Below are 19,959 nucleotides of genomic sequence, written 5' to 3'. Positions count from 1 at the left end.
GGGGGCGTCCTCCTCCCGCATTGCGCGGCAATGCGAGAGAGGGGTGAAGGCGCGAAGCGACTCAGGGAATGCGCCACTTCAGGCCAGCACGTCGGCATGCACATGGGCGGCGAAACGTGCGGGATCGGTGGAGGGCTTGAGCACCCCCACCAGCTTGAAGTCGCGCGCATAGAACTCGATCTCCTGGCGCAGCGCCGTGCCCACGGGGTGGCTGCGGTGCGTGAGCGTGCCCAGCACGGCGCGCAGATCGTCCTGCGGCACCTTGGAGTAAGGGCTGAAGATGCGCGCCGTCTCGTTCGGGTTGTCGGCCACGAAGTCCGAGGCCTCGATGATGGCGCGCGTGAGGGCCGCGGCCGTGCCCTTGTCGTTGCGTACCAGGGCGCCGCTCACGCCGAGCACGCAGCAGGTCTTGGCCGCGTACTCGCCCGAGAGGTTGGAGGCCAGGTCCACCAGGCCCTTGGTGCGGCGCTGGATCAGCAGCAGGTTGGGGTCGCCGTCGGCAATGGCCTGGGCCTCGCCCTTTTCCACGGCCAGGCCCAGCATGTCGCCGGGGAACTGGCGCCATGTCACGTCCTTTTCGGGGTTCAGGCCGGCCTTGGTGAGCAGCACCGAGAAGAAGTTCTTGCCCGGGCTGTTGAGGTCCGACACGGCAATGGTCTTGCCCTTGAGCTTTTGCAGGCTGGTCACGCCCGCCGCTTCGTAGCCCACCAGGCGCGAGCAGCCGCCGTGCGAGCTGCCCACCAGCTTCACGTCGAAGCCCGACTCCAGCGGCTTGATCCAGCGGTGCACCATGCCCAGGCCGGCGTCGGCCTTGGAGGTGGCGATGGTCTCCAGCAGCTGGTCGGTGGAACCGGCGAAGTTGACCAGCTCGACCTTGAGGCCGTGTTTTTCGAAGATGCCACGCTCGATCGCCACCGGGGCGGCCGACAGGCAGATGGCATTGGCGTTCCACGCCAGCTTCACCTCGCGCAGCTTGCCGGCAGCCAGCACGTGGCTGCCCACCACGCCCGAGGCGCCCACCACCGTGGCCGCGCCCGTGGCCCGCAGCAACTGCCGGCGCGACCAGCGCGCTTCTCCCCCACCCAGAATTTGACCCTTGTTGTTCATGCCCTGCACCTTTTGTGTGAAAAAGACAAAATGGCCGCGCATCCGCAGCCCGCTGACCGCATTGCATGCGCACGGGCACCAAAAGAGAACGAAGAAAAACGGAGATGCATATGCAAAAGATTCCACACACCCCCGCGCCGGACACTGGTGCAATACAGCGCATGAATGCCCTCGCCCCCACGGCCCTGCCGCACGCGACACCAACGTCCACAGCGCCCGACACCGCCCGCCTGCGCCACTTCGTGCAGCAACTGGCCGCGCTGGTGGAAAGTACGCCGCCGGAGCCAGAATTGCTGGCGCGCGGCGGCGCCCTGCTGGGCGCCCTGGTGGCCCACGACGACTGGCTGCCGGCCGCGTTTGCGCAGCCGAACCCCGACCGCTACCAGCAGTACCTGCTGCATGCCGATGCGCTGGGCCGCTTCTCGGTGGTGAGCTTTGTGTGGGGCCCGGGCCAGGCCACGCCCATCCACGACCACACGGTGTGGGGCCTGATCGGCATGCTGCGCGGCGCCGAAGATTCGCAGGCATTCGCCCGCACCGCCGATGGGCGCTGGGCGCCAGAGGGCGCACCGCACCGGCTGCGGCCCGGCGATGTCGATGCCGTGTCGCCCACCATCGGCGACGTGCACCGGGTGAACAATGCGTGGGAGGGCCAGACCTCCATCAGCATCCACGTGTATGGCGCCAACATCGGCGCCGTGCAACGCAGCGTGTACCTGGAAGACGGCACGGCCAAGCCCTTCATCTCGGGCTACAGCAATGCGACGCTTCCGAACATCTGGGACCTGTCCCGCAGCCCGGCGCCCTCGGCCTGAACCTGTTTTCGAAGACCCGTACGATTTCCCCATGACTGCTTCCACTATTCCAGAGACTTCCGTCCTCCAGGTCCGCGAGGCCCTGCTCGCCCGCGAGGAAATCGCCCTGCTCGACGTGCGCGAGGAAGACCCCTATGCCCAGGGCCACCCGCTGTTCGCCGCCAACCTGCCGGCCAGCAAGATCGAGCTGGAGGCCTTCGCGCGCATTCCCCGCCGCGACACCCTCATCGTGGTCTACGACGATGGCGAGGGCCTGGCCGAACCCGCGGCACGCACGCTCCAGCAGCTGGGCTACACCCGTGTGACCCTGCTGGCGCGCGGCCTGCAGGGCTGGCGCGATGCCGGGGGCGAGCTGTTCATCGACGTGAACGTGCCCAGCAAGTCCTTCGGCGAGCTCGTGGAGGCCGAGCGCCACACGCCCTCGCTGGCGGCTGAAGAAGTGCAGGCGCTCATCGACGCCCGGGCCGACGTAGTGGTACTGGACGCGCGCCGCTACGACGAGTACCACACCATGAACATCCCCACCGGCGTGAGCGTGCCCGGCGCCGAGCTGGTGCTGCGCGCGCAGGCGCTCGCGCCCAACCCGGCCACGCAGATCATCGTGAACTGCGCGGGCCGCACGCGCAGCATCATCGGCACGCAGTCGCTGGTGAACGCGGGCATCCCCAACCCCGTGGCCGCCTTGCGCAACGGCACCATCGGCTGGCTGCTGGCCGGGCAGACGCTGGAACGCGGCGCCAGCCGACGCTTCGACCCCGCCGTGCACATCGACCGCAATCAGGCACCGCAACAGGCGCGCAACGTGGCCGACCGGGCCCGCGTGCAGCGCGCCCAGGCCGGCGACCTGGCCCGCTTCGCGGCCGAGGCCGGCCGCACCACCTACCTGCTGGACGTGCGCACGCCCGAGGAGTTCGCGGCCGGCCACCTGCCCGGCTTTCGCAACACCCCCGGCGGCCAGCTGGTGCAGGAGACCGACCACACGGCCGCCGTGCGCGGCGCGCGCCTGGTGCTGGTGGACGACGACGGCGTGCGCGCCAACATGAGCGCATCGTGGCTGGCCCAGATGGGCTGGGAAGTGTGGGTGCTCGACGGCGCGCAGCCGGCGGATTTCAGCGAGACCGGCGCCGTGGCCAACACCGTGCCCGAACCCGAAGGCCCCATCGCCTGGGCCACCCCCGCCCACCTGGCGGCCTGGCTGCAAGACGGCGGCGCCGACCACACGGCCGTGCTGGACCTGACCACCAGCGCCAACTACACGCTGCGCCACATCCCCGGCGCGTGGTTCGTGATCCGCTCACAGCTCGCGCAGGCCGTGCAGTCCATCCCGCGCGCGCAGCGCTATGTGCTCACCTGCGGCAGCAGCCTGCTGGCCCGCTATGCCGCGCAGGACCTGGCCCGCCTCACGGGCGCCCCGGTGCATGTGCTCGAGGGCGGCACCCTGGCCTGGATCGCGGCCGGCCTGCCGCTGGAACATGGCGAGACACGCCTGGCCTCGCCCCGCATCGACCGCTACCGCCGCCCCTATGAAGGCACCGAGAGCCCGCGCGAAGCCATGCAGGCCTACCTGGACTGGGAGTTCGGCCTGGTGGAGCAGCTGGGGCGCGATGGCACGCACGGCTTCAAGGTGCTGTGACCAGGCCACCAGGCGCTCCACATTTCATAGCTGCCAGCGCCTTCTCCAAAAGCGCTGGAGCCATTTTTCATGTTGATTCTCAGCCATCCAGGCGGCCGTGGCGCCACTGCACGTTCAGCGCCAGCGTCTGCCCCTGTGCCAGCGTGCGCAGGCCGGGCTGCCCAGGCTGGTGAAAGGCGTCAATGGGCTGGGTGATGGGCTCGAAGCAGAACGCGGGCCCCTGCGGCGGGCGGTAGATGAGGCAGAAGTGCCCCGCCGCGCCGCCATGCTGCGCGAAGTCGGGCATGTGCGCGGTGAGCTGCAGCCCCCGCTCCGGCCATTCGATGCGCGCCGTGCCGCCCCAGCCGGTGTAGGCGTTGTCGATCAGGCTGCCGTGGGCGGAGATGCCTTCATTCAGGTTCCAGCCTGGCGGGAACCGGGCCGTCAGCTCCGTGGGCAGCGGGTCGGCCCCGCTGAGCCAGACGGCCCCCACCGGCGCGCTGATGCGCGTGCCGGGCGTGCGCGGAAACCAGGGGTGCAGGCCCAGGCCGTAGGGCAGCGGCTGGGCACCACGGTGCTGCACCCGCACGCCCTGGTCCAGGCCGCCCTCCACGAGGCGAAAGGTTTGCACGCACTCATAGTCGTACGGGTTGCCGTCAAAGCCTTGCGAGCGCAGCGTCATCTGCAGCGTGTCGGGCGCGGGCTGGGTCATCTCCCAGGGCTGCAGCCAGCCATCGCCGTGGATGGGGTACGGCTCGCCAGCGCGGTTGGGCCGCACGGGATGGAACTGCCCGGCGTGCGTGAAGCCGCCGCCGCTGATGCGGTTGGACCAGGGCACCATGGCGAAGGAGGCCATCTTGTACAGATCGGGCGTGGCCCCGTCCCAGGGGCGCCAGAGGTCAATCCGGCCGCCGGGCTGCCGGGGGTCGTCGATCTGCCAGGCGGCCACGCTGCCGCCCAGCGAGGGGACCAGCCCCAGGTGCTGGCCCGCGTGGCTCAACCAGGTGATGGGGTGGGTGGTGGAATCGTTCATGCACGTGCTTTCATGAAGGAGGTCAGCCACCGAACAGATGGGCGGGCACGCCGGGGCTGTCGATCTCGATGGCAAACACGCTGCCGGCCAGCGGCTGTGCAGCGAGCTGCTCGGGCGTGAGGCCGACCCGCGCGGTGGTGATGAACAGCGTGCGCAGGTCCGCGCCCCCAAAGGCGCAGGTGGTGACCTGGCTCGCGGGCAGCACCACACGGCCCAGTTCCTCGGCCGTCTCGGGGTCGTGGCAGGTCACGCAGTGGCCGCCCCAGTGGGCGATCCAGAGGCGGCCCAGGGCGTCCGTGGTCATGCCGTCGGGCAGGCCGTCCTCGGCACTGAAGCGTTTCCACACCTGCTTGTGCGACACGGTGCCTGCGGCCGCATCGAAGTCGTAGCGCCAGGTGATGGAGCTGAGCGTATCGTTGAAGTACAGGCACTGTCGGCCCTCCACCAGGGCCCAGGTGGGCCCGTTGGTCACCACGAAGCCCTCGTCATGGCGCGTGCAGCGGCCGTCGGGGTCGTAGCGGTAGAGCGCGCCAGTGGGCAGCTGGCAATCAAAGTCCATGCTGCCGCCCCAGAAGCGGCCCTGCGCGTCGCACTTGCCGTCATTGAAGCGGTTGCCCGGCAGCTCGGCCGCGGGCTGGTGCAGGTAGTGCGGGGCGCTGTCGGTGGCCGGGTCGAATAGCGCGAAGCCGCGCCGCAGGGTGATGATGAGGCCGGGCGCGTCCCGGCGCTCGGCCAGGGCCGAGATCTCTTCGTCGAAGCGCCACTGCCCGCGCTCCCCCGTGGCCGGGTCCCACCGGTACAGGCGGCAGCCCAGGATGTCCAGCCAATACACCACCTGCTCACGCACGGACCATACAAGCCCCTCCCCCAGCTGCGCATCGGCTTCGACCACGCAGCGCAGGGGCCCCGTGGGGCTGGGGACGGGAAATCGCGACGCAGCGGACGCTGCCATGGGACTCTGGTTGCTCAAAGCTTGTCTCCTGTTTGTTGTTTACCTGCCTGCCTCTTGACGCCGGGCATCTTATCAACGTCAATTGATGCATGGAATGATTATTTTTGGAATTTTTCGATATATAAATTGCAATGACAACTGATATCCATACCCCCTCCCAGCCCGCCACACTCGCCCAATTTCCCAGCCTGCAAGGCCGATCGGTCTTCGTCACGGGCGGGGGCAGCGGCATCGGCGCGGCCATCGTCGCGGCGTTCGCCGAACAGGGTGCGCGCGTGGCCTTCGTGGACGTGGCGCGCGAAGCCAGCGAAGCCCTGGCGCAGCAGATCGCCGACGCAGGCCACGCGCGCCCCTGGTGGCAGGTATGCGACGTGCGCGACATCGCCGCGCTGCAGGCGGCCATTGCCCAGGCCGCTGCCACCCTGAGCGACTTCTCGGTGCTGGTGAACAACGTGGCCAGCGACGACCGCCATACGCTGGAATCGGTCACGCCTGACTACTACGACGAGCGCATGGCCATCAACGAGCGCCCGGCCTTCTTCGCCATCCAGGCCGTGGTGCCCGGCATGCGCCGCCTGGGCGCGGGCTCGGTGGTCAACCTGGGCTCCACGGGCTGGCAGGGCAAGGGCGCGGGCTACCCCTGCTATGCCATTGCTAAGTCGTCGGTGAACGGGCTCACGCGGGGCCTGGCGCGCACCCTGGGCCAGGACCGCATCCGCATCAACACCGTGTCGCCCGGCTGGGTGATGACCGAGCGCCAGATCAAGCTCTGGCTCGACGCCGAGGGCGAGAAGGAACTGGCGCGCAACCAGTGCCTGCCCGACAAGCTGCGCCCGCACGACATCGCGCGCATGGTGCTGTTCCTGGCGTCCGACGATGCCGCGATGTGCACGGCGCAGGAATTCAAGGTCGACGCCGGCTGGGTGTGATTCGGACCATCCCCCTGAGTCGCTTCGCGCCTTCCCCCTTCTCTCGAATGGCTGCGCCATTCGGGAAGGGGGACACCGCCAGCGCGGCGGGGCGGCCCTTGCGCGGCGGTCCTGGCCTATGCCGCGCCAGTATCGAGCGGCACCGACAAGCACAAGCTCCGACAGGGAAGCACGCTCAGTCTCCCGCTTCCAGCCGGCGCCCGTACTGCACCAGGCTGGTCTGCTTGAGCGCTTTCATCATGACCTTGGCCGCGGGCGACAGCAGGCGGTCGCTGCGGGTGATGATGCCGAAGGCGTCCATGTGGCAGGGCATGGCCAGCGGCAGGATCGACACCATGCCGTGCGATGCGTAGTAGTGCGCCACGTCGGCCCCCACCACCGCGATCATGTCGCTTTGCTGCAGCATGCGCGTCATGAACAGCAAGGCCGCGGTCTCCACCACGTTGACCGGCGGCGCCAGCCCCTCCTGCTGGAACATCAGGTCGAAGCGGTGCCGCAGCACGCTGCCCGCGGGCGGCACGATCCAGCCCGCGGCCAGCACGTCGCGCAGGGCCAGGCCCGGCACACCCAGCAGGGGGTGGCCCGGGCGGGTCATGGCGCAGACCAGTTCCTCGCTCAGCGGCTCGTAGCGCAGGTTGGCCTTGTCGTGCTCCTCGAACAGCCGGCCCACCAGGATGTCGAGCTTGCCCTGCTCGAGCCGGTCCATCAGCACCGGGCTGGTCTCGATATCGAGCGAGATGCGCAGGCTCGGGTGCTCCTGCTTGACCAGGGCCACGGCGGCGGGCAGCAGGCTCAGGCCCGGCGAGGTGATGGCCCCGATGCCCACCTGGCCGAAGTGCCCGGTCTTGAGCGCCGCCAGCTCCACATGGGCCTGGTTCAGGCTGGCCAGCGCCATGCGCGCGTGGCGGATCATGGTCTCGCCATACCAGGTGGGGCGCATGCCGCGCGGCAGGCGCTCGAACAGCGAAACCTCCAGCACATCCTCCAGGTCCTTGAGCAGCTTGGAGGCCGCCGGCTGGGTCATGCTGAGCACCTGGGCCGCGCGGTGGATGTTGCCCTCCTCGGCCAGGGCCACCAGCAAGAGCAGCTGGCGCGTCTTCAGGCGTGCGCGGATGAACCAGTGGTTGTAGGTGCTCATGGGGTTTTCCAGAATGCGTGGACGTATATGTATTTTGTCAAAAAATCTATTAGATTGATATCTAAATCGATCTTAGACTTTACCGCACATCCGCACCAAGGTTCTTTCCCAGGTTCCCATGAAACTCGGCGACACACAGCAGCTCACCCCCCGGCACCTCATCAATGGGCGCTGGGAGATCGGCACCACCACCGGGGTGAGCACCAACCCGTCGGACACCCGTGAGGTGGTGGCCGAATACGCTCGAGCCGACCGCAACCAGACCGAACGCGCCATCCGCGCCGCCGCCGACGCCCTGCCCCACTGGAGCCAGAGCAGCCCCCAGCGCCGCGCCGACGTGCTCGACCTGATCGGCAGCGAACTGCTGGCGCGCAAGGACGCACTGGGCACCCTGCTGGCCCGCGAGGAAGGCAAGACCCTGCCCGAGGCCGTGGCCGAGGTGGCCCGCGCCGGCCAGATCTTCAAGTTCTTTGCCGGCGAGGCGCTGCGCATCCCGGGCGAGCTCATGGCGTCGGTGCGCCAGGGCGTGCAGGTGGACGTGACCCGCGAGCCCGTGGGCGTGGTCGGCATCATCGCTCCCTGGAACTTCCCGTTCGCGATCCCGGCCTGGAAGATCGCCCCCGCCCTGGCCTATGGCAACACGGTGGTGTTCAAGCCCGCCGAGCTGGTGGCCGCCTGCGGCTGGGCCCTGGCCGAGATCATCAGCCGCTGCGGCCTGCCGGCCGGCGTGTTCAACCTGCTCATGGGCAGCGGCCGCGAGGTCGGCCAGACCCTGGTGGAACACCCGCTGGTGAATGCGATCAGCTTTACGGGATCGGTCGATACCGGAGACCGTATCCTCAAGTCCGCCACGGCGCGCCGTGCCAAGGTGCAGTTGGAGATGGGCGGCAAGAACCCGCTGGTGGTGCTGGCCGACGCCGACATGGACCAGGCCATCGACTGCGCGCTGCAGGGCTCGTACTTTTCCACCGGCCAGCGCTGCACGGCATCGAGCCGGCTGATCGTCGAAGCCAGCGTGCACGATGCCTTCGTCGACCGGCTGCGCCAGCGGCTCACGGCCCTCAAGGTAGGCCATGCGCTCGAACGCGGCACCGAGATGGGACCGGTCGCGGACTCCAGCCAGCTGGAGCAGAACCTCTCTTATGTGGAGATCGCCCGGAGCGAGGGCGCCCAGCATGTCTGGGGCGGCGAGCGGCTCGAACGCGCCACGCCCGGGCACTACATGGCCCCGGCGCTGTTCCTGGCCAGGCCCGAGCACCGCATTGCGCGCGAGGAGATCTTCGGCCCCGTGGCCTGCGTGCTGCGCGCCGACGACTACGAGCATGCGCTGGCCCTCGCCAACGACACGCCCTATGGCCTGTGCGCGGGCATCTGCACCACCTCGCTCAAGCACGCCATGCATTTCAAGCGCAACGCCGTGGTCGGCATGACCATGGTCAACCTGCCCACGGCGGGCGTGGACTTCCACGTGCCCTTCGGCGGGCGCAAGGAGTCGAGCCATGGCCCGCGCGAGCAGGGCCGCCACGCCGCAGAGTTCTACACCACCGTCAAGACCGGCTACATGCTCGCCTGAATCGCCCGCTTTCCTTTCCCGCAGTGCATTTCTTTCTTCCACAACAGCGTCAACAACAGACAGACAGGAGACAAATGATGAAACTGAACCGCCGGACCCTTGTATCCGCCCTGGCCTGCGCCCCCGTGGCCGGGCTGCTCCCGGGCGCCGCCTGGGCCCAGAAACCCATCGTGCTGGGCTTCAGCCAGGTGGGTGCCGAGAGCGAATGGCGCACCGCCAACACCGAATCGATCAAGTCCGCCGCCAAGGAGGCCGGCATCGAGCTCAAGTTCTCCGACGCCCAGCAAAAGCAGGAGAACCAGATCAAGGCCATCCGCTCCTTCATCGCCCAGAAGGTGGACGTGATCGCCTTCTCACCCGTGGTCGAATCGGGCTGGGAGAACGTGCTGCGCGAAGCCAAGGCCGCCAAGATCCCGGTGGTGCTGACCGACCGCTCGGTCAACGTCAAGGACCAGTCACTGTACGTGACCTTCATGGGCTCGGACTTCGTGGAAGAAGGCCGCAAGGCCGGCCGCTGGCTGGTGGACAAGATGAAGGACCAGAAGGGCGACATCAACATCGTCGAGCTGCAGGGCACCGTGGGCTCGGCCCCGGCCATCGACCGCAAGAAGGGCTTCGAGGAAATCGTCAAGGCCGACCCCAAGTTCAAGATCCTGCGCTCGCAGACCGGTGACTTCACGCGCGCCAAGGGCAAGGAGGTGATGGAAGCCTTCCTCAAGGCCGAGGGCAAGAAGATCAACGTGCTCTACGCACACAACGACGACATGGCCATCGGCGCGATCCAGGCCATCGAGGAAGCCGGCCTCAAGCCCGCCAAGGACATCACCATCATCTCCATCGACGCGGTCAAGGGCGCCTTCGAAGCCATGATCGCCGGCAAGCTCAACGTGAGCGTGGAATGCAGCCCCCTGCTGGGCCCGCAGCTGATGACGGCCGTGAAGGACATCAAGGCCGGCAAGGCGGTGCAAAAGCGCATCGTGACCGAGGAAGGCATCTTCCCGATGGAAGTGGCCGCCGCCGAGTTCCCCAAGCGCAAATATTGATGCCCCCTGCGTCGCTGCGCGCCTTCCCCCTCAGGGGGAAGGCGCCAGCGCGGCGGCACTGGCCTGGGGCGCGCCAGTTTCACAGATAGCGGACATGGCATAGGCCAACATCAAAAAACATAGAACCTGGAGACAGATAAATGAAGCGCGAAATTTTCAAGGCCGTGCTGGCCACCGTGGCGCTGGCCGCCGTGGGCGCGACCCCACTGGTCCATGCCCAGGACAAGGGCAGCATCGGCATCTCGATGCCCACCAAGTCCTCGTCGCGCTGGATCGCCGATGGCGACAACATGGTCAAGGTGCTCAAGGAGCGCGGCTACAAGACCGATCTGCAGTACGCGGACGACGACATCCCGAACCAGCTCGCGCAGATCGAGAACATGATCACCAAGGGCGCCAAGGTGCTGGTGATCGCCTCCATCGACGGCACCACCCTCTCGCGCGTGCTACAGAACGCGGCCGACAAGGGTGTCAAGGTCATCGCCTACGACCGCCTGATCAAGGGCTCGAAGAACGTGGACTACTACGCCACGTTCGACAACTTCCAGGTCGGTGTGCTGCAGGCCACCTCCATCGTGGACAAGCTCGGCCTGAAGCAGGGCAAGGGCCCGTTCAACATCGAACTCTTCGGCGGCTCACCCGACGACAACAACGCCTTCTTCTTCTACGACGGCGCGATGAGCGTGCTGCAACCGTACATCGACAGCGGCAAGCTGGTGGTGCGCAGCAAGCAGACGGGCATGAACAAGGTGGGCACCCTGCGCTGGGACGGCTCGGTCGCCCAGGCGCGCATGGACAACCTGCTGTCGGCCTACTACGGCAAGGACAAGGTGCATGCCGTGCTCTCCCCCTACGACGGTCTGTCCATCGGCATCCTGTCGTCCTTGAAGGGCGTGGGCTACTGCACCGCGCAGCAGCCTTGCCCCGTGGTCAGCGGCCAGGACGCCGAGGTGCCCTCGGTCAAGTCCATCCTGAAGGGCGAGCAGTACTCCACCGTCTTCAAGGACACGCGCGAGCTGGCCAAGGTGGCGGCCAACATGGTGGACGCCACGCTGTCGGGCAAGCAGCCCGAGATCAACGACACCAAGACCTACAACAACGGCGTGAAGGTGGTGCCCTCGTACCTGCTCAAGCCCGTGTCGGTCGATGCATCCAACTGGAACGCCATCCTGGTGGGCAGCGGCTACTACAAGGAATCGCAGGTCAAGTAAGCCAGGCGGCCTGGCACCACACCGGGGCGGCAGCGCATCGCCCCAGCGCCAGGGCCCCTTGAGACAACAGAGGCCGCGCACTGCAGCGCCTCTTGCACGAGCCCAGTCCATGATTCTTGAAATGCGGAACATCCGCAAAACCTTCCCCGGCGTGGTCGCCCTCAACAAGGTGAACCTGAAAGTGCGCGCCGGCGAGATCCACGCCATCGTCGGCGAGAACGGCGCGGGCAAGTCCACGCTGATGAAGGTGCTCTCCGGCGTGTACCCGCACGGCAGCTACAGCGGCGAGATCGTCTACGACGGCGAGGAACGCCAGTTCGGCGGCATCCGCGACAGCGAACACCTGGGCGTGATCATCATCCACCAGGAGCTGGCGCTGGTGCCTTTGCTCTCCATCGCCGAAAACATCTTCCTGGGCAACGAGACCGCGCGCTACGGCGTCATCGACTGGATGGCCGCGCACAGCAAGACGCAGGCGCTGCTGCACAAGGTGGGCCTGCGCGAATCCCCCGAGACGCTGGTCACCCACCTGGGCGTGGGCAAGCAGCAGCTGGTGGAGATCGCCAAGGCGCTGTCGCGCCAGGTGCGCCTGTTGATCCTGGACGAGCCCACCGCCAGCCTGAACGAGAACGACAGTCAGGCGCTGCTGGACCTGCTGCTGGAGCTCAAGGCCCAGGGTATCACCTGCATCCTCATCTCGCACAAGCTCAATGAAATCTCGCGCGTGGCCGACTCCATCACCGTGCTGCGCGACGGCAGCACCGTCGAGACCATGGACTGCGGCGCCGCCCCGGTCAGCGAAGACCGGGTGATCAAGGCCATGGTCGGCCGCGAGATGGCCGACCGCTACCCGCCGCGCGAGCCCCGCATCGGCGAGACCGTTTTCGAGGTGCGCGACTGGCATGCCTGGCACCCCCAGCGCCCGGACCGCGCCTTCATCAAGGGCATCAACCTGCAGGTGCGCAAGGGCGAGATCGTGGGCATTGCGGGCCTGATGGGCGCGGGCCGCACCGAGCTGGCCATGAGCATCTTTGGCCGCTCGTGGGGCGAGCGCATCAGCGGCCAGGTGCTGCTCCACGGCCGCCCCATCGATGTGAGCACCGTGGAAAAGGCCGTGGCCCATGGCCTGGCCTATGTCACCGAAGACCGCAAAGGCAACGGCCTGGTGCTCAGCGAGGACATCCAGTTCAACGTGTCGCTGGCCAACCTGGGCGGCGTGTCCACCGCCACCGTGATCGACGGCGGGCAGGAGCACCGCGTGGCGCAGAACTACCGCGAGAAGCTGCGCATCCGCTGCTCGGGCGTGGACCAGAAGACGCTGAATCTCTCGGGCGGCAACCAGCAGAAGGTGGTGCTGAGTAAGTGGCTCTTCACCAACCCCGAAGTGCTCATCCTCGACGAGCCCACACGCGGCATCGACGTGGGCGCCAAGTACGAGATCTATACCCTCATCGCCCAGCTGGCGGCCGAGGGCAAGTGCGTGATCGTGATCTCGTCGGAGATGCCGGAGCTGCTGGGCATCACCGACCGCCTGTACGTGATGAACGAAGGGCGCTTCGTGGCCGAGATGCCCACGGCCGAAGCATCGCAGGAAAAGATCATGCGAGTGATAGTGCGATGAAGCTCCCCCTGAGCCGCTTCGCGCCTTCCCCCTGTCTCGCCTCGCTGCGCGACGCGGGAGGGGGACGCACCCGGTGGCCTTGCAACGCCAGTTCCACGGGTGCACTGGCCTGGATCGCGCCAGTCTCAGAGGCCCAAGGCTAAACAGCGAAACGAGCGCAAGTAAAAGACAAACGATATGAGCCAGACAACCACTTCCTCCCCCACCGCCTCCGCTGCGGCCGCGCCTGCACCGGGTGCGCCCGCGCGCCCCAGCCGTTCGCTGCTGGACCACGCCAAGCACAACCTGCGCGAGTACGGCATGCTCATCACGCTGGTCGCCATCATGGGCTTCTTCCAGTACATGACGGACGGCACGCTGATGCAGCCGCTCAACCTCACCAACCTGGTGCTGCAAAACAGCTACATCGTCATCATGGCGTTGGGTATGCTGCTGGTGATCGTGGCGGGGCACATCGATTTGTCGGTGGGGTCGGTGTGCGGCTTCATCGGGGCGCTGGCTGCCGTGCTGATGGTGCAGTACCAGTGGCACTTCGTGCCCGCCACGCTGGCCTGCCTGGCCTGCGGCGGCCTCATTGGCGCGGTGCAGGGCTGGTTCGTCGCGTTCTCGCGGATCCCGTCGTTCATCGTCACGCTGGCCGGCATGCTGGTGTTCAAGGGCCTGGCGCTGGCGCTGCTGGCAGGGCAGTCGGTGGGGCCGTTTCCTGAAGCTTTCCAGATGCTGAGCTCGGGCTTCATGCCCGACCTGTTCAGCGTGGAAGGCCTCAAGCTCACGTCGCTGCTGCTGGGCGTGGCCGTGGCCGCCGCGCTGGTGGTGGCCGGCCTGCGCGCCCGCGCCAACCGATTGCGCCACGGCGTGCATGTGGAGCCCACCGCGTTCTTCCTGGCCCGCACCGCCGTGTTTGCCGCGCTGCTGGTGTACTTCAGCTACCTGCTGGCCTCGTACAAGGGCCTGCCCAACGTGCTCATCGTGATGGCGCTGCTGATCGTGCTGTTCGACTTCGTCACCAGCCGCACCACCATTGGCCGCCGCATCTACGCCATGGGGGGCAACGAAAAGGCCGCCAGGCTTTCGGGCATCAAGACCGAGCGGCTCACGCTGTATGCCTTCATCAACATGGGCGTGCTCGCGGCCCTGGCCGGACTGGTGTTTGCAGCGCGGCTCAACACCGCCACGCCCAAGGCGGGCCTGGGTTTTGAGCTGGACGTGATTGCGGCGTGTTTCATCGGCGGCGCATCGGCCTCGGGCGGCGTGGGCAAGGTCATGGGCGCGGTCATCGGCGCCTTCGTGATGGGGGTGATGAACAACGGCATGTCCATCCTGGGCATCGGCATCGACTACCAGCAGGTCATCAAGGGCGTGGTGCTGCTCGCCGCCGTGCTGGTCGACGTCTACAACAAGAACAAGGCCTGACGCCCATGGACTCGGCCGCCGGTCACACCCTGGCTCCCGTGCTGGAGCTCACAGGCATCCACAAGCACTTCTCGGGCATCCCCGTGCTGCGCGACGTGCAGCTCAGGCTTTTCCCGGGCGAGATCCACGCCCTCATGGGCCAGAACGGCGCGGGCAAGTCCACGCTGATCAAGGTTCTCACCGGCGTGCTCGAAGCCAGCGGCGGCCAGATGCGCCTGGCCGGTCAGGCCGTGTGGCCCGATTCGCCGCTGGCCGCCCAGCGCCTGGGCATCAGCACGGTGTACCAGGAGGTCAACCTCTGCCCCAACCTGTCGGTGGCCGAGAACATCTTTGCCGGCCGCTACCCGCGCTGCGGCATCGCCCAGGGCTTTCGCATCGACTGGGCCACGCTGCACCAGCGTGCGCGCGAACTGGTGGCGCGCATCGGCCTGTCCATCGACGTCACGCGCCTGCTCTCGGACTACCCGGTGGCCGTGCAGCAGCTGGTGGCCATCGCCCGGGCGTTGAGCATCGAGGCCAAGGTGCTGATCCTGGACGAGCCCACCTCCAGCCTGGACGACGACGAGGTGCAAAAGCTCTTCGAGGTGCTGCGCCGCCTGCGCGGCGAGGGCCTGGCCATCGTCTTTGTGACGCACTTCCTGAACCAGGTGTACGCCGTGTCGGACCGCATCACGGTGCTGCGCAACGGCGCCTGGGTGGGCGAATGGGCGGCGGCCGACCTGCCGGCGCAGGCGCTGATCAATGCCATGCTGGGGCGCGAGCTGGCCGCGCAGTCCACCGAACCGCCTGTTTCGCCGCGGTTCGATGGCGCAAGCACTGCCCTGCTGCAGGCCGAGGGCCTGGGCCAGAGCGGCCAGTTGCAGCCCCTGGACCTCAAGGTGCGGGCCGGCGAGGTGGTGGGCCTGGCGGGCCTGCTGGGCTCGGGCCGCACCGAACTGGCGCGCCTGCTGTTCGGCCTGCAGGTGCCCGACCGCGGCGTGCTGCGCATCGACGGCAAGGCAGTGGCCTTCGCCAACCCCATGGACGCGATCCGCGAGGGCCTGGCCCTGTGCCCCGAGGAGCGCAAGACCGATGGCATCGTGGCCGAGCTCTCGGTGCGCGAGAACATCGCCCTCGCGCTGCAGGCGCGCATGGGCATGGGGCGCTTTCTGTCGCGCGCCGAGCAGACGGCGATCGCCGAGCGCTACGTCAAGCTCCTGGGCATCAAGACCAGCAGCGTGGACACGCCCATCGCGCTGCTTTCGGGCGGCAACCAGCAAAAGGCGATCCTGGCGCGCTGGATGGCCATCGAGCCGCGCCTGTTGATCCTGGACGAGCCCACGCGCGGCATCGACGTGGCCGCCAAGCAGGAAATCATGGAACAGATCCTGCGCCTGGCCGAGGCCGGAATGGCCGTGGTCTTCATCTCCTCCGAAATGAGCGAGGTGGTGCGCGTGGCGCACCGCATCGTGGTGCTGCGTGACCGCCGCAAGGTCGGCGAGCTGCCTGCCGGCAGCAGCGAAGAAGCCGTGTACGAACTGATTGCCGCCGAAAATGCCTGACGCACCCACCCCTTCCCTGCTCGCCGCCGCGCTGCGCCACCGGCTCACCTGGCCGCTGGTCACGCTGGCCCTGCTGCTAGCCGTGAACACGGCGTTCAACGCCAGCTTCCTGCACATCGAGTGGCGCGACGGCCACTTCTACGGCAGCCTGGTCGACATCCTCAACCGCGCGGCACCGCTGGCGCTGGTGTCGCTGGGCATGACCATGGTGATCGCCACGCGCGGCATCGACATCTCGGTGGGTGCGGTGGTGGCCATCGCCGCCGCCGTGGGTGCCTGGATGATCGGCGGCTCGGTCTCGGGCACCGAAAGCCGCTTTCCCCTGCCGCTGGCGATTGCCGGCGCCATTGGCGCGGCACTGCTGTGCGGGCTGTGGAACGGCCTGCTGGTGGCCAAGGTGGGCATGCAGCCCATCATCGCCACGCTAATCCTCATGGTGGCCGGCCGGGGCATCGCCCAGCTGATCACCGACGGGCAGATCATCACCATCTACTACGCGCCCTTCTTCTTCCTGGGCGGGGGCTACCTGCTGGGCCTGCCGTTTTCGCTGTTCGTGCTGGCCGCCGTGTTTGCCGGGCTGTACCTGGCGGTCACGCGCACGGCACTGGGCCTGTTCATCCAGGCCGTGGGCATCAACCCGACGGCGGCGCGCGTGGCCGGCGTGCAGTCGCGCCGCCTGGTCGTCGCGGCCTACGCCTTCTGCGGCGTGTGCGCGGGCATCGCAGGCCTGCTGATCAGCTCCAACGTGAAGAGCGCGGACGCCAACAATGCCGGCCAGATGCTGGAGCTCGACGCCATCCTGGCCGTCACGCTGGGCGGCACGGCACTGACCGGCGGGCGCTTCAGCCTGGTGGGCAGCGTGATCGGCGCGCTCATCATCCAGACGCTGACCTATGCCATCTATTCGCTGGGCGTGCCGCCCGAAATCAACCTGGTGGTCAAGGCCGTGGTGGTGTTCATCGTGATGCTGCTGCAGTCGCCCGACTTCCGCACCCAGGTCGGCGCCCTGGTGCGCCGGCCCGCGGCCGGGGGAGCGTTGTCATGAGCGGCGGACACAACCCCGCCCTGGATGTGGCACCCAGCGCCACGCCCGCCACCGCGCCAGCACGCCCAACCATCCCTGCCCGCATGCGCCTGAACCCCAAGTACCTGCCGCTGGCGGCCACCATCGCACTGTTCCTGGCCATGGCCACGGCGGGCTCGGTGCTCTACACCGGCTTCTTCTCGGCCCAGGTGTTCCTCAACCTGCTGATCGACAACGCCTTTCTGATCATCGTCGCGGTGGGCATGACCTTCGTGATCCTCTCGGGGGGCATCGACCTGTCGGTGGGTTCGGTGGTGGCGCTGACCACCATGGTGCTGGCCAGCCTGGTGGAGCACCACCACTGGAGCCCGCTCACCGCCATCCCGCTGGTGCTGATCATGGGCACGGTGTTCGGGGCTTTCATGGGCTTTCTGATCGAGCGCTTTCGGCTGCAGCCCTTCATCGTGACGCTGGCGGGCATGTTCCTCGCGCGCGGCCTGTGCTATCTGATCAGCATCGACTCGATCAGCATGGCCGACGAGGCGTATTCCGAGATGGCGCAGTGGCGCCTGGAGTTGTGGGAGGGTGCCTCGCTCTCGCTGGGCGCACTGATCGCCATGGCGGTGCTGCTGGCCGCCATCTTCGTCGCGCACTGCACACCGTTCGGCCGCAACGTGTACGCCGTGGGCGGCAACGAGCATTCGGCCGTTCTCATGGGCCTGCCGGTGCGCGCCACGGTGATCGGCGTGTACACGCTCTCGGGCTTCTGCTCGGCACTGGCCGGCGTGGTGTTCACCTTCTACATGCTCTCGGGCTATGGCCTGCACGCCACGGGCATGGAACTCGACGCCATCGCCGCCGTGGTCATCGGCGGCACCCTGCTCACGGGCGGCGTGGGCTATGTGGCCGGCACGCTGTTCGGCGTGCTGATGCTCGGAATCATCCAGACCCTGATTTCCTTCGACGGCACGCTCAGCTCGTGGTGGACGCGCATCGTCGTCGGCGTGCTGCTCTTCGTCTTCTGCCTGCTGCAGCGCCTGCTCACGCACCGCAGCGGCAAGCCTTCCTGAATTCCACGAATCACCTCTCCCAGAACCACAACAGCATGACCTCCTCCCCGCGCAAGCTCCGCTCCGCCGAATGGTTCGGCACCGCCGACAAGAACGGCTTCATGTACCGCAGCTGGATGAAGAACCAGGGCATCCCCGACCATGAGTTCGACGGCCGCCCCATCATCGGCATCTGCAACACCTGGTCCGAGCTCACGCCCTGCAACGCGCACTTTCGCAAGATCGCCGAGCACGTCAAGCGCGGCATCTACGAGGCGGGCGGCTTCCCGGTCGAGTTCCCGGTGTTCTCCAACGGCGAATCCAACCTGCGCCCCACGGCCATGCTCACGCGCAACCTGGCCAGCATGGACGTGGAGGAAGCCATCCGCGGCAACCCCATCGACGCGGTGGTGCTGCTCGTCGGCTGCGACAAGACCACCCCGGCTCTGCTGATGGGCGCGGCCAGCTGCGACGTGCCGGCCATCGTGGTCACGGGCGGGCCCATGCTCAACGGCAAGCTCGACGGCAAGGACATCGGTTCGGGCACGGCCGTGTGGCGGCTGCACGAATCGCTGAAGGCCGGCGAAATCAACGAGCACCAGTTCTTCGCGGCCGAAGCCGGCATGTCGCGCTCGGCCGGCACCTGCAACACCATGGGCACGGCCAGCACCATGGCGTGCATGGCCGAGTCGCTGGGCACCTCGCTGCCGCACAACGCGGCCATCCCGGCCGTGGATTCGCGCCGCTACGTGCTGGCCCACATGTCGGGCCGGCGCATCGTGGAGATGGCGCACGAGGGGCTCACGCTCTCGAAGATCCTCACGCGCGAGGCCTTCGAGAACGCCATCCGCACCAATGCCGCCATCGGCGGCTCGACCAATGCCGTGATCCACCTGAAGGCCATCGCCGGCCGCATCGGCGTGCCGCTGGACCTGGAGGACTGGACGCGCATCGGCCGCGGCACGCCCACCCTGGTGGACCTGCAGCCCTCGGGCCGCTTCCTGATGGAAGAGTTCTACTATGCCGGTGGCCTGCCCGCCGTGCTGCGCCGCCTGGGCGAGAACGGGCTGCTGCCGCACCCCGACGCCCTCACCGTCAACGGCAAGAGCCTGTGGGACAACGTGCGTGAGGCGCCGCAGTACAACGACGAGGTGATCCGCCCGATCGACAACCCGCTGATCGCCGACGGCGGCATCTGCATCCTGCGCGGCAACCTGTCGCCGCGCGGCGCGGTGCTCAAGCCCTCGGCCGCATCGCCCGAGCTGCTCAAGCACCGCGGCCGCGCCGTGGTGTTCGAGAACCTGGAGCACTACAAGGAGCGCATCGTCGACGAAGACCTGGACATCGACGCCAGCTGCGTGATGGTGATGAAAAACTGCGGCCCCAAGGGCTACCCCGGCATGGCCGAGGTGGGCAACATGGGCCTGCCGCCCAAGCTGCTGCGCCAGGGCGTGAAGGACATGGTGCGCATCTCCGACGCGCGCATGAGCGGCACGGCCTACGGCACCGTGGTGCTTCACGTGGCGCCCGAGGCCGCCGCGGGTGGCCCGCTGGCCGCCGTGCGCGACGGCGACTTCATCGAGCTGGACTGCGAGCAGGGCCGCCTGCACCTGGACATCAGCGACGATGAACTGGCGGCACGCCTGGCCGCATTGGCGAGCACCGACAACGGCGGGCGCGGCGGTTACCAGCGTCTGTATGTGGACCATGTACTGCAGGCGGACGATGGCTGCGACTTCGACTTCCTCGTCGGCTGCCGTGGCGCCGCCGTCCCTCGCCACTCTCACTGATGCCGGCGGCTAACCAGTTCGTTGGAATGCTACATATTTTATAGCAATTAGCGCTTGATAGACAAGCGCCAGAGCCGTATTCCACTCAAATTTCCACCTTTCCTCCGC

Annotated in this window: 16 protein-coding genes; 12 read left to right on the top strand and 4 right to left on the bottom strand. The window is 67.6% G+C overall.

The genetic code is table 11. The features are described 5' to 3' along the window. Window positions 1–78: 78 nt before the first annotated feature. The gene (locus AC1RVY_RS00560; RefSeq protein ID WP_218294640.1) at window positions 79–1,107 is read right to left on the bottom strand and encodes an ABC transporter substrate-binding protein; all 1,029 of its coding nucleotides are present in this window, start codon (window positions 1,105–1,107) and stop codon (window positions 79–81) included. A 161-nt stretch (window positions 1,108–1,268) separates the two neighbouring features. On the opposite strand from AC1RVY_RS00560, the gene AC1RVY_RS00555 reads away from it, so the two are divergent. Then, entirely contained in the window at window positions 1,269–1,922 is a 654-nt protein-coding gene (locus AC1RVY_RS00555) for a cysteine dioxygenase family protein (RefSeq protein ID WP_492804839.1), read from the top strand. Window positions 1,923–1,953: 31 nt separating this feature from the next. Next, window positions 1,954–3,555 carry a rhodanese homology domain-containing protein gene (locus AC1RVY_RS00550; RefSeq protein ID WP_492804837.1) on the top strand — a complete coding sequence of 534 codons (1,602 nt, stop codon included), beginning with the start codon at window positions 1,954–1,956 and terminating at the stop codon, window positions 3,553–3,555. Window positions 3,556–3,634: 79 nt separating this feature from the next. Here the strand turns inward: AC1RVY_RS00550 and AC1RVY_RS00545 are convergent, their stop codons facing one another. Both AC1RVY_RS00545 and AC1RVY_RS00540 read right to left on the bottom strand, forming a co-directional pair. Beyond that, window positions 3,635–4,567, bottom strand: a complete 933-nt coding sequence (locus tag AC1RVY_RS00545) for an aldose 1-epimerase (protein WP_492804835.1) — start codon at window positions 4,565–4,567, stop codon at window positions 3,635–3,637. A gap of 22 nt (window positions 4,568–4,589) precedes the next feature. After that, on the bottom strand, window positions 4,590–5,519 hold the full coding sequence (locus AC1RVY_RS00540) for an SMP-30/gluconolactonase/LRE family protein (RefSeq protein WP_218295292.1): 930 nt from the start codon (window positions 5,517–5,519) through the stop codon (window positions 4,590–4,592). A gap of 131 nt (window positions 5,520–5,650) precedes the next feature. Here AC1RVY_RS00540 and AC1RVY_RS00535 point away from each other — a divergent pair, with 131 nt between their 5' ends. Beyond that, a complete protein-coding gene (locus AC1RVY_RS00535; protein WP_492804833.1) occupies window positions 5,651–6,448 on the top strand; it encodes an SDR family NAD(P)-dependent oxidoreductase in 798 nt (265 codons plus the stop codon). Window positions 6,449–6,623: 175 nt separating this feature from the next. Here the strand turns inward: AC1RVY_RS00535 and AC1RVY_RS00530 are convergent, their stop codons facing one another. After that, window positions 6,624–7,586: a LysR substrate-binding domain-containing protein gene (locus AC1RVY_RS00530; protein WP_218294635.1), complete on the bottom strand. Its 963-nt coding sequence runs from the start codon at window positions 7,584–7,586 to the stop codon at window positions 6,624–6,626. 118 nt (window positions 7,587–7,704) lie between these two features. On the opposite strand from AC1RVY_RS00530, the gene AC1RVY_RS00525 reads away from it, so the two are divergent. The 9 genes from AC1RVY_RS00525 to AC1RVY_RS00485 all read left to right on the top strand — a co-directional run bounded on the left by AC1RVY_RS00525 (window position 7,705) and on the right by AC1RVY_RS00485 (window position 19,851). Then, the gene (locus AC1RVY_RS00525) at window positions 7,705–9,159 is read left to right on the top strand and encodes an aldehyde dehydrogenase family protein (RefSeq protein WP_492804831.1); all 1,455 of its coding nucleotides are present in this window, start codon (window positions 7,705–7,707) and stop codon (window positions 9,157–9,159) included. Between the two features lie 77 nt (window positions 9,160–9,236). After that, on the top strand, window positions 9,237–10,202 hold the full coding sequence (locus AC1RVY_RS00520; RefSeq protein ID WP_369642702.1) for an ABC transporter substrate-binding protein: 966 nt from the start codon (window positions 9,237–9,239) through the stop codon (window positions 10,200–10,202). A gap of 140 nt (window positions 10,203–10,342) precedes the next feature. Next, window positions 10,343–11,413 (top strand): multiple monosaccharide ABC transporter substrate-binding protein, encoded by a 1,071-nt coding sequence (gene chvE / locus AC1RVY_RS00515; protein ID WP_492804829.1) that lies wholly within the window; start codon window positions 10,343–10,345, stop codon window positions 11,411–11,413. Between the two features lie 109 nt (window positions 11,414–11,522). After that, window positions 11,523–13,034: a multiple monosaccharide ABC transporter ATP-binding protein gene (gene mmsA / locus AC1RVY_RS00510; protein WP_492804827.1), complete on the top strand. Its 1,512-nt coding sequence runs from the start codon at window positions 11,523–11,525 to the stop codon at window positions 13,032–13,034. 177 nt (window positions 13,035–13,211) lie between these two features. Then, complete coding sequence (gene mmsB, locus AC1RVY_RS00505) at window positions 13,212–14,447, top strand: multiple monosaccharide ABC transporter permease (RefSeq protein WP_492804825.1); 1,236 nt, start codon at window positions 13,212–13,214, stop codon at window positions 14,445–14,447. Between the two features lie 5 nt (window positions 14,448–14,452). Further along, window positions 14,453–15,988: a sugar ABC transporter ATP-binding protein gene (locus AC1RVY_RS00500; RefSeq protein ID WP_492804823.1), complete on the top strand. Its 1,536-nt coding sequence runs from the start codon at window positions 14,453–14,455 to the stop codon at window positions 15,986–15,988. Further along, the gene (locus tag AC1RVY_RS00495) at window positions 15,981–17,033 is read left to right on the top strand and encodes an ABC transporter permease (protein ID WP_492804821.1); all 1,053 of its coding nucleotides are present in this window, start codon (window positions 15,981–15,983) and stop codon (window positions 17,031–17,033) included. The genes AC1RVY_RS00500 and AC1RVY_RS00495 overlap by 8 nt, the downstream gene beginning before the upstream one ends. Then, entirely contained in the window at window positions 17,030–18,082 is a 1,053-nt protein-coding gene (gene yjfF / locus AC1RVY_RS00490) for a galactofuranose ABC transporter, permease protein YjfF (protein WP_492804819.1), read from the top strand. The genes AC1RVY_RS00495 and yjfF overlap by 4 nt, the downstream gene beginning before the upstream one ends. 35 nt (window positions 18,083–18,117) lie before the next feature. Continuing rightward, the gene (locus AC1RVY_RS00485; protein ID WP_492244905.1) at window positions 18,118–19,851 is read left to right on the top strand and encodes an IlvD/Edd family dehydratase; all 1,734 of its coding nucleotides are present in this window, start codon (window positions 18,118–18,120) and stop codon (window positions 19,849–19,851) included. Window positions 19,852–19,959: the final 108 nt, after the last annotated feature.

The organism is Acidovorax sp. GW821-FHT11A03 (assembly GCF_058809075.1).
Note: the sequence above shows the minus strand (reverse complement) of the source record. Positions and strands in the feature narration are given on the sequence as shown.

What these genes read in the sequence shown, in the direction of transcription:
- AC1RVY_RS00520 (WP_369642702.1), top strand. Translation starts at nt 9,237, where the DNA reads ATGAAACTGAACCGCCGGACCCTTGTATCCGCCCTGGCCTGCGCCCCC.
- AC1RVY_RS00495 (WP_492804821.1), top strand. Translation starts at nt 15,981, where the DNA reads ATGCCTGACGCACCCACCCCTTCCCTGCTCGCCGCCGCGCTGCGCCAC.
- yjfF (WP_492804819.1), top strand. Translation starts at nt 17,030, where the DNA reads ATGAGCGGCGGACACAACCCCGCCCTGGATGTGGCACCCAGCGCCACG.
- AC1RVY_RS00540 (WP_218295292.1), bottom strand. Translation starts at nt 5,519, where the DNA reads ATGGCAGCGTCCGCTGCGTCGCGATTTCCCGTCCCCAGCCCCACGGGG.
- AC1RVY_RS00550 (WP_492804837.1), top strand. Translation starts at nt 1,954, where the DNA reads ATGACTGCTTCCACTATTCCAGAGACTTCCGTCCTCCAGGTCCGCGAG.
- AC1RVY_RS00530 (WP_218294635.1), bottom strand. Translation starts at nt 7,586, where the DNA reads ATGAGCACCTACAACCACTGGTTCATCCGCGCACGCCTGAAGACGCGC.
- mmsA (WP_492804827.1), top strand. Translation starts at nt 11,523, where the DNA reads ATGATTCTTGAAATGCGGAACATCCGCAAAACCTTCCCCGGCGTGGTC.
- mmsB (WP_492804825.1), top strand. Translation starts at nt 13,212, where the DNA reads ATGAGCCAGACAACCACTTCCTCCCCCACCGCCTCCGCTGCGGCCGCG.
- AC1RVY_RS00560 (WP_218294640.1), bottom strand. Translation starts at nt 1,107, where the DNA reads ATGAACAACAAGGGTCAAATTCTGGGTGGGGGAGAAGCGCGCTGGTCG.
- chvE (WP_492804829.1), top strand. Translation starts at nt 10,343, where the DNA reads ATGAAGCGCGAAATTTTCAAGGCCGTGCTGGCCACCGTGGCGCTGGCC.
- AC1RVY_RS00485 (WP_492244905.1), top strand. Translation starts at nt 18,118, where the DNA reads ATGACCTCCTCCCCGCGCAAGCTCCGCTCCGCCGAATGGTTCGGCACC.
- AC1RVY_RS00535 (WP_492804833.1), top strand. Translation starts at nt 5,651, where the DNA reads ATGACAACTGATATCCATACCCCCTCCCAGCCCGCCACACTCGCCCAA.
- AC1RVY_RS00545 (WP_492804835.1), bottom strand. Translation starts at nt 4,567, where the DNA reads ATGAACGATTCCACCACCCACCCCATCACCTGGTTGAGCCACGCGGGC.
- AC1RVY_RS00500 (WP_492804823.1), top strand. Translation starts at nt 14,453, where the DNA reads ATGGACTCGGCCGCCGGTCACACCCTGGCTCCCGTGCTGGAGCTCACA.
- AC1RVY_RS00555 (WP_492804839.1), top strand. Translation starts at nt 1,269, where the DNA reads ATGAATGCCCTCGCCCCCACGGCCCTGCCGCACGCGACACCAACGTCC.
- AC1RVY_RS00525 (WP_492804831.1), top strand. Translation starts at nt 7,705, where the DNA reads ATGAAACTCGGCGACACACAGCAGCTCACCCCCCGGCACCTCATCAAT.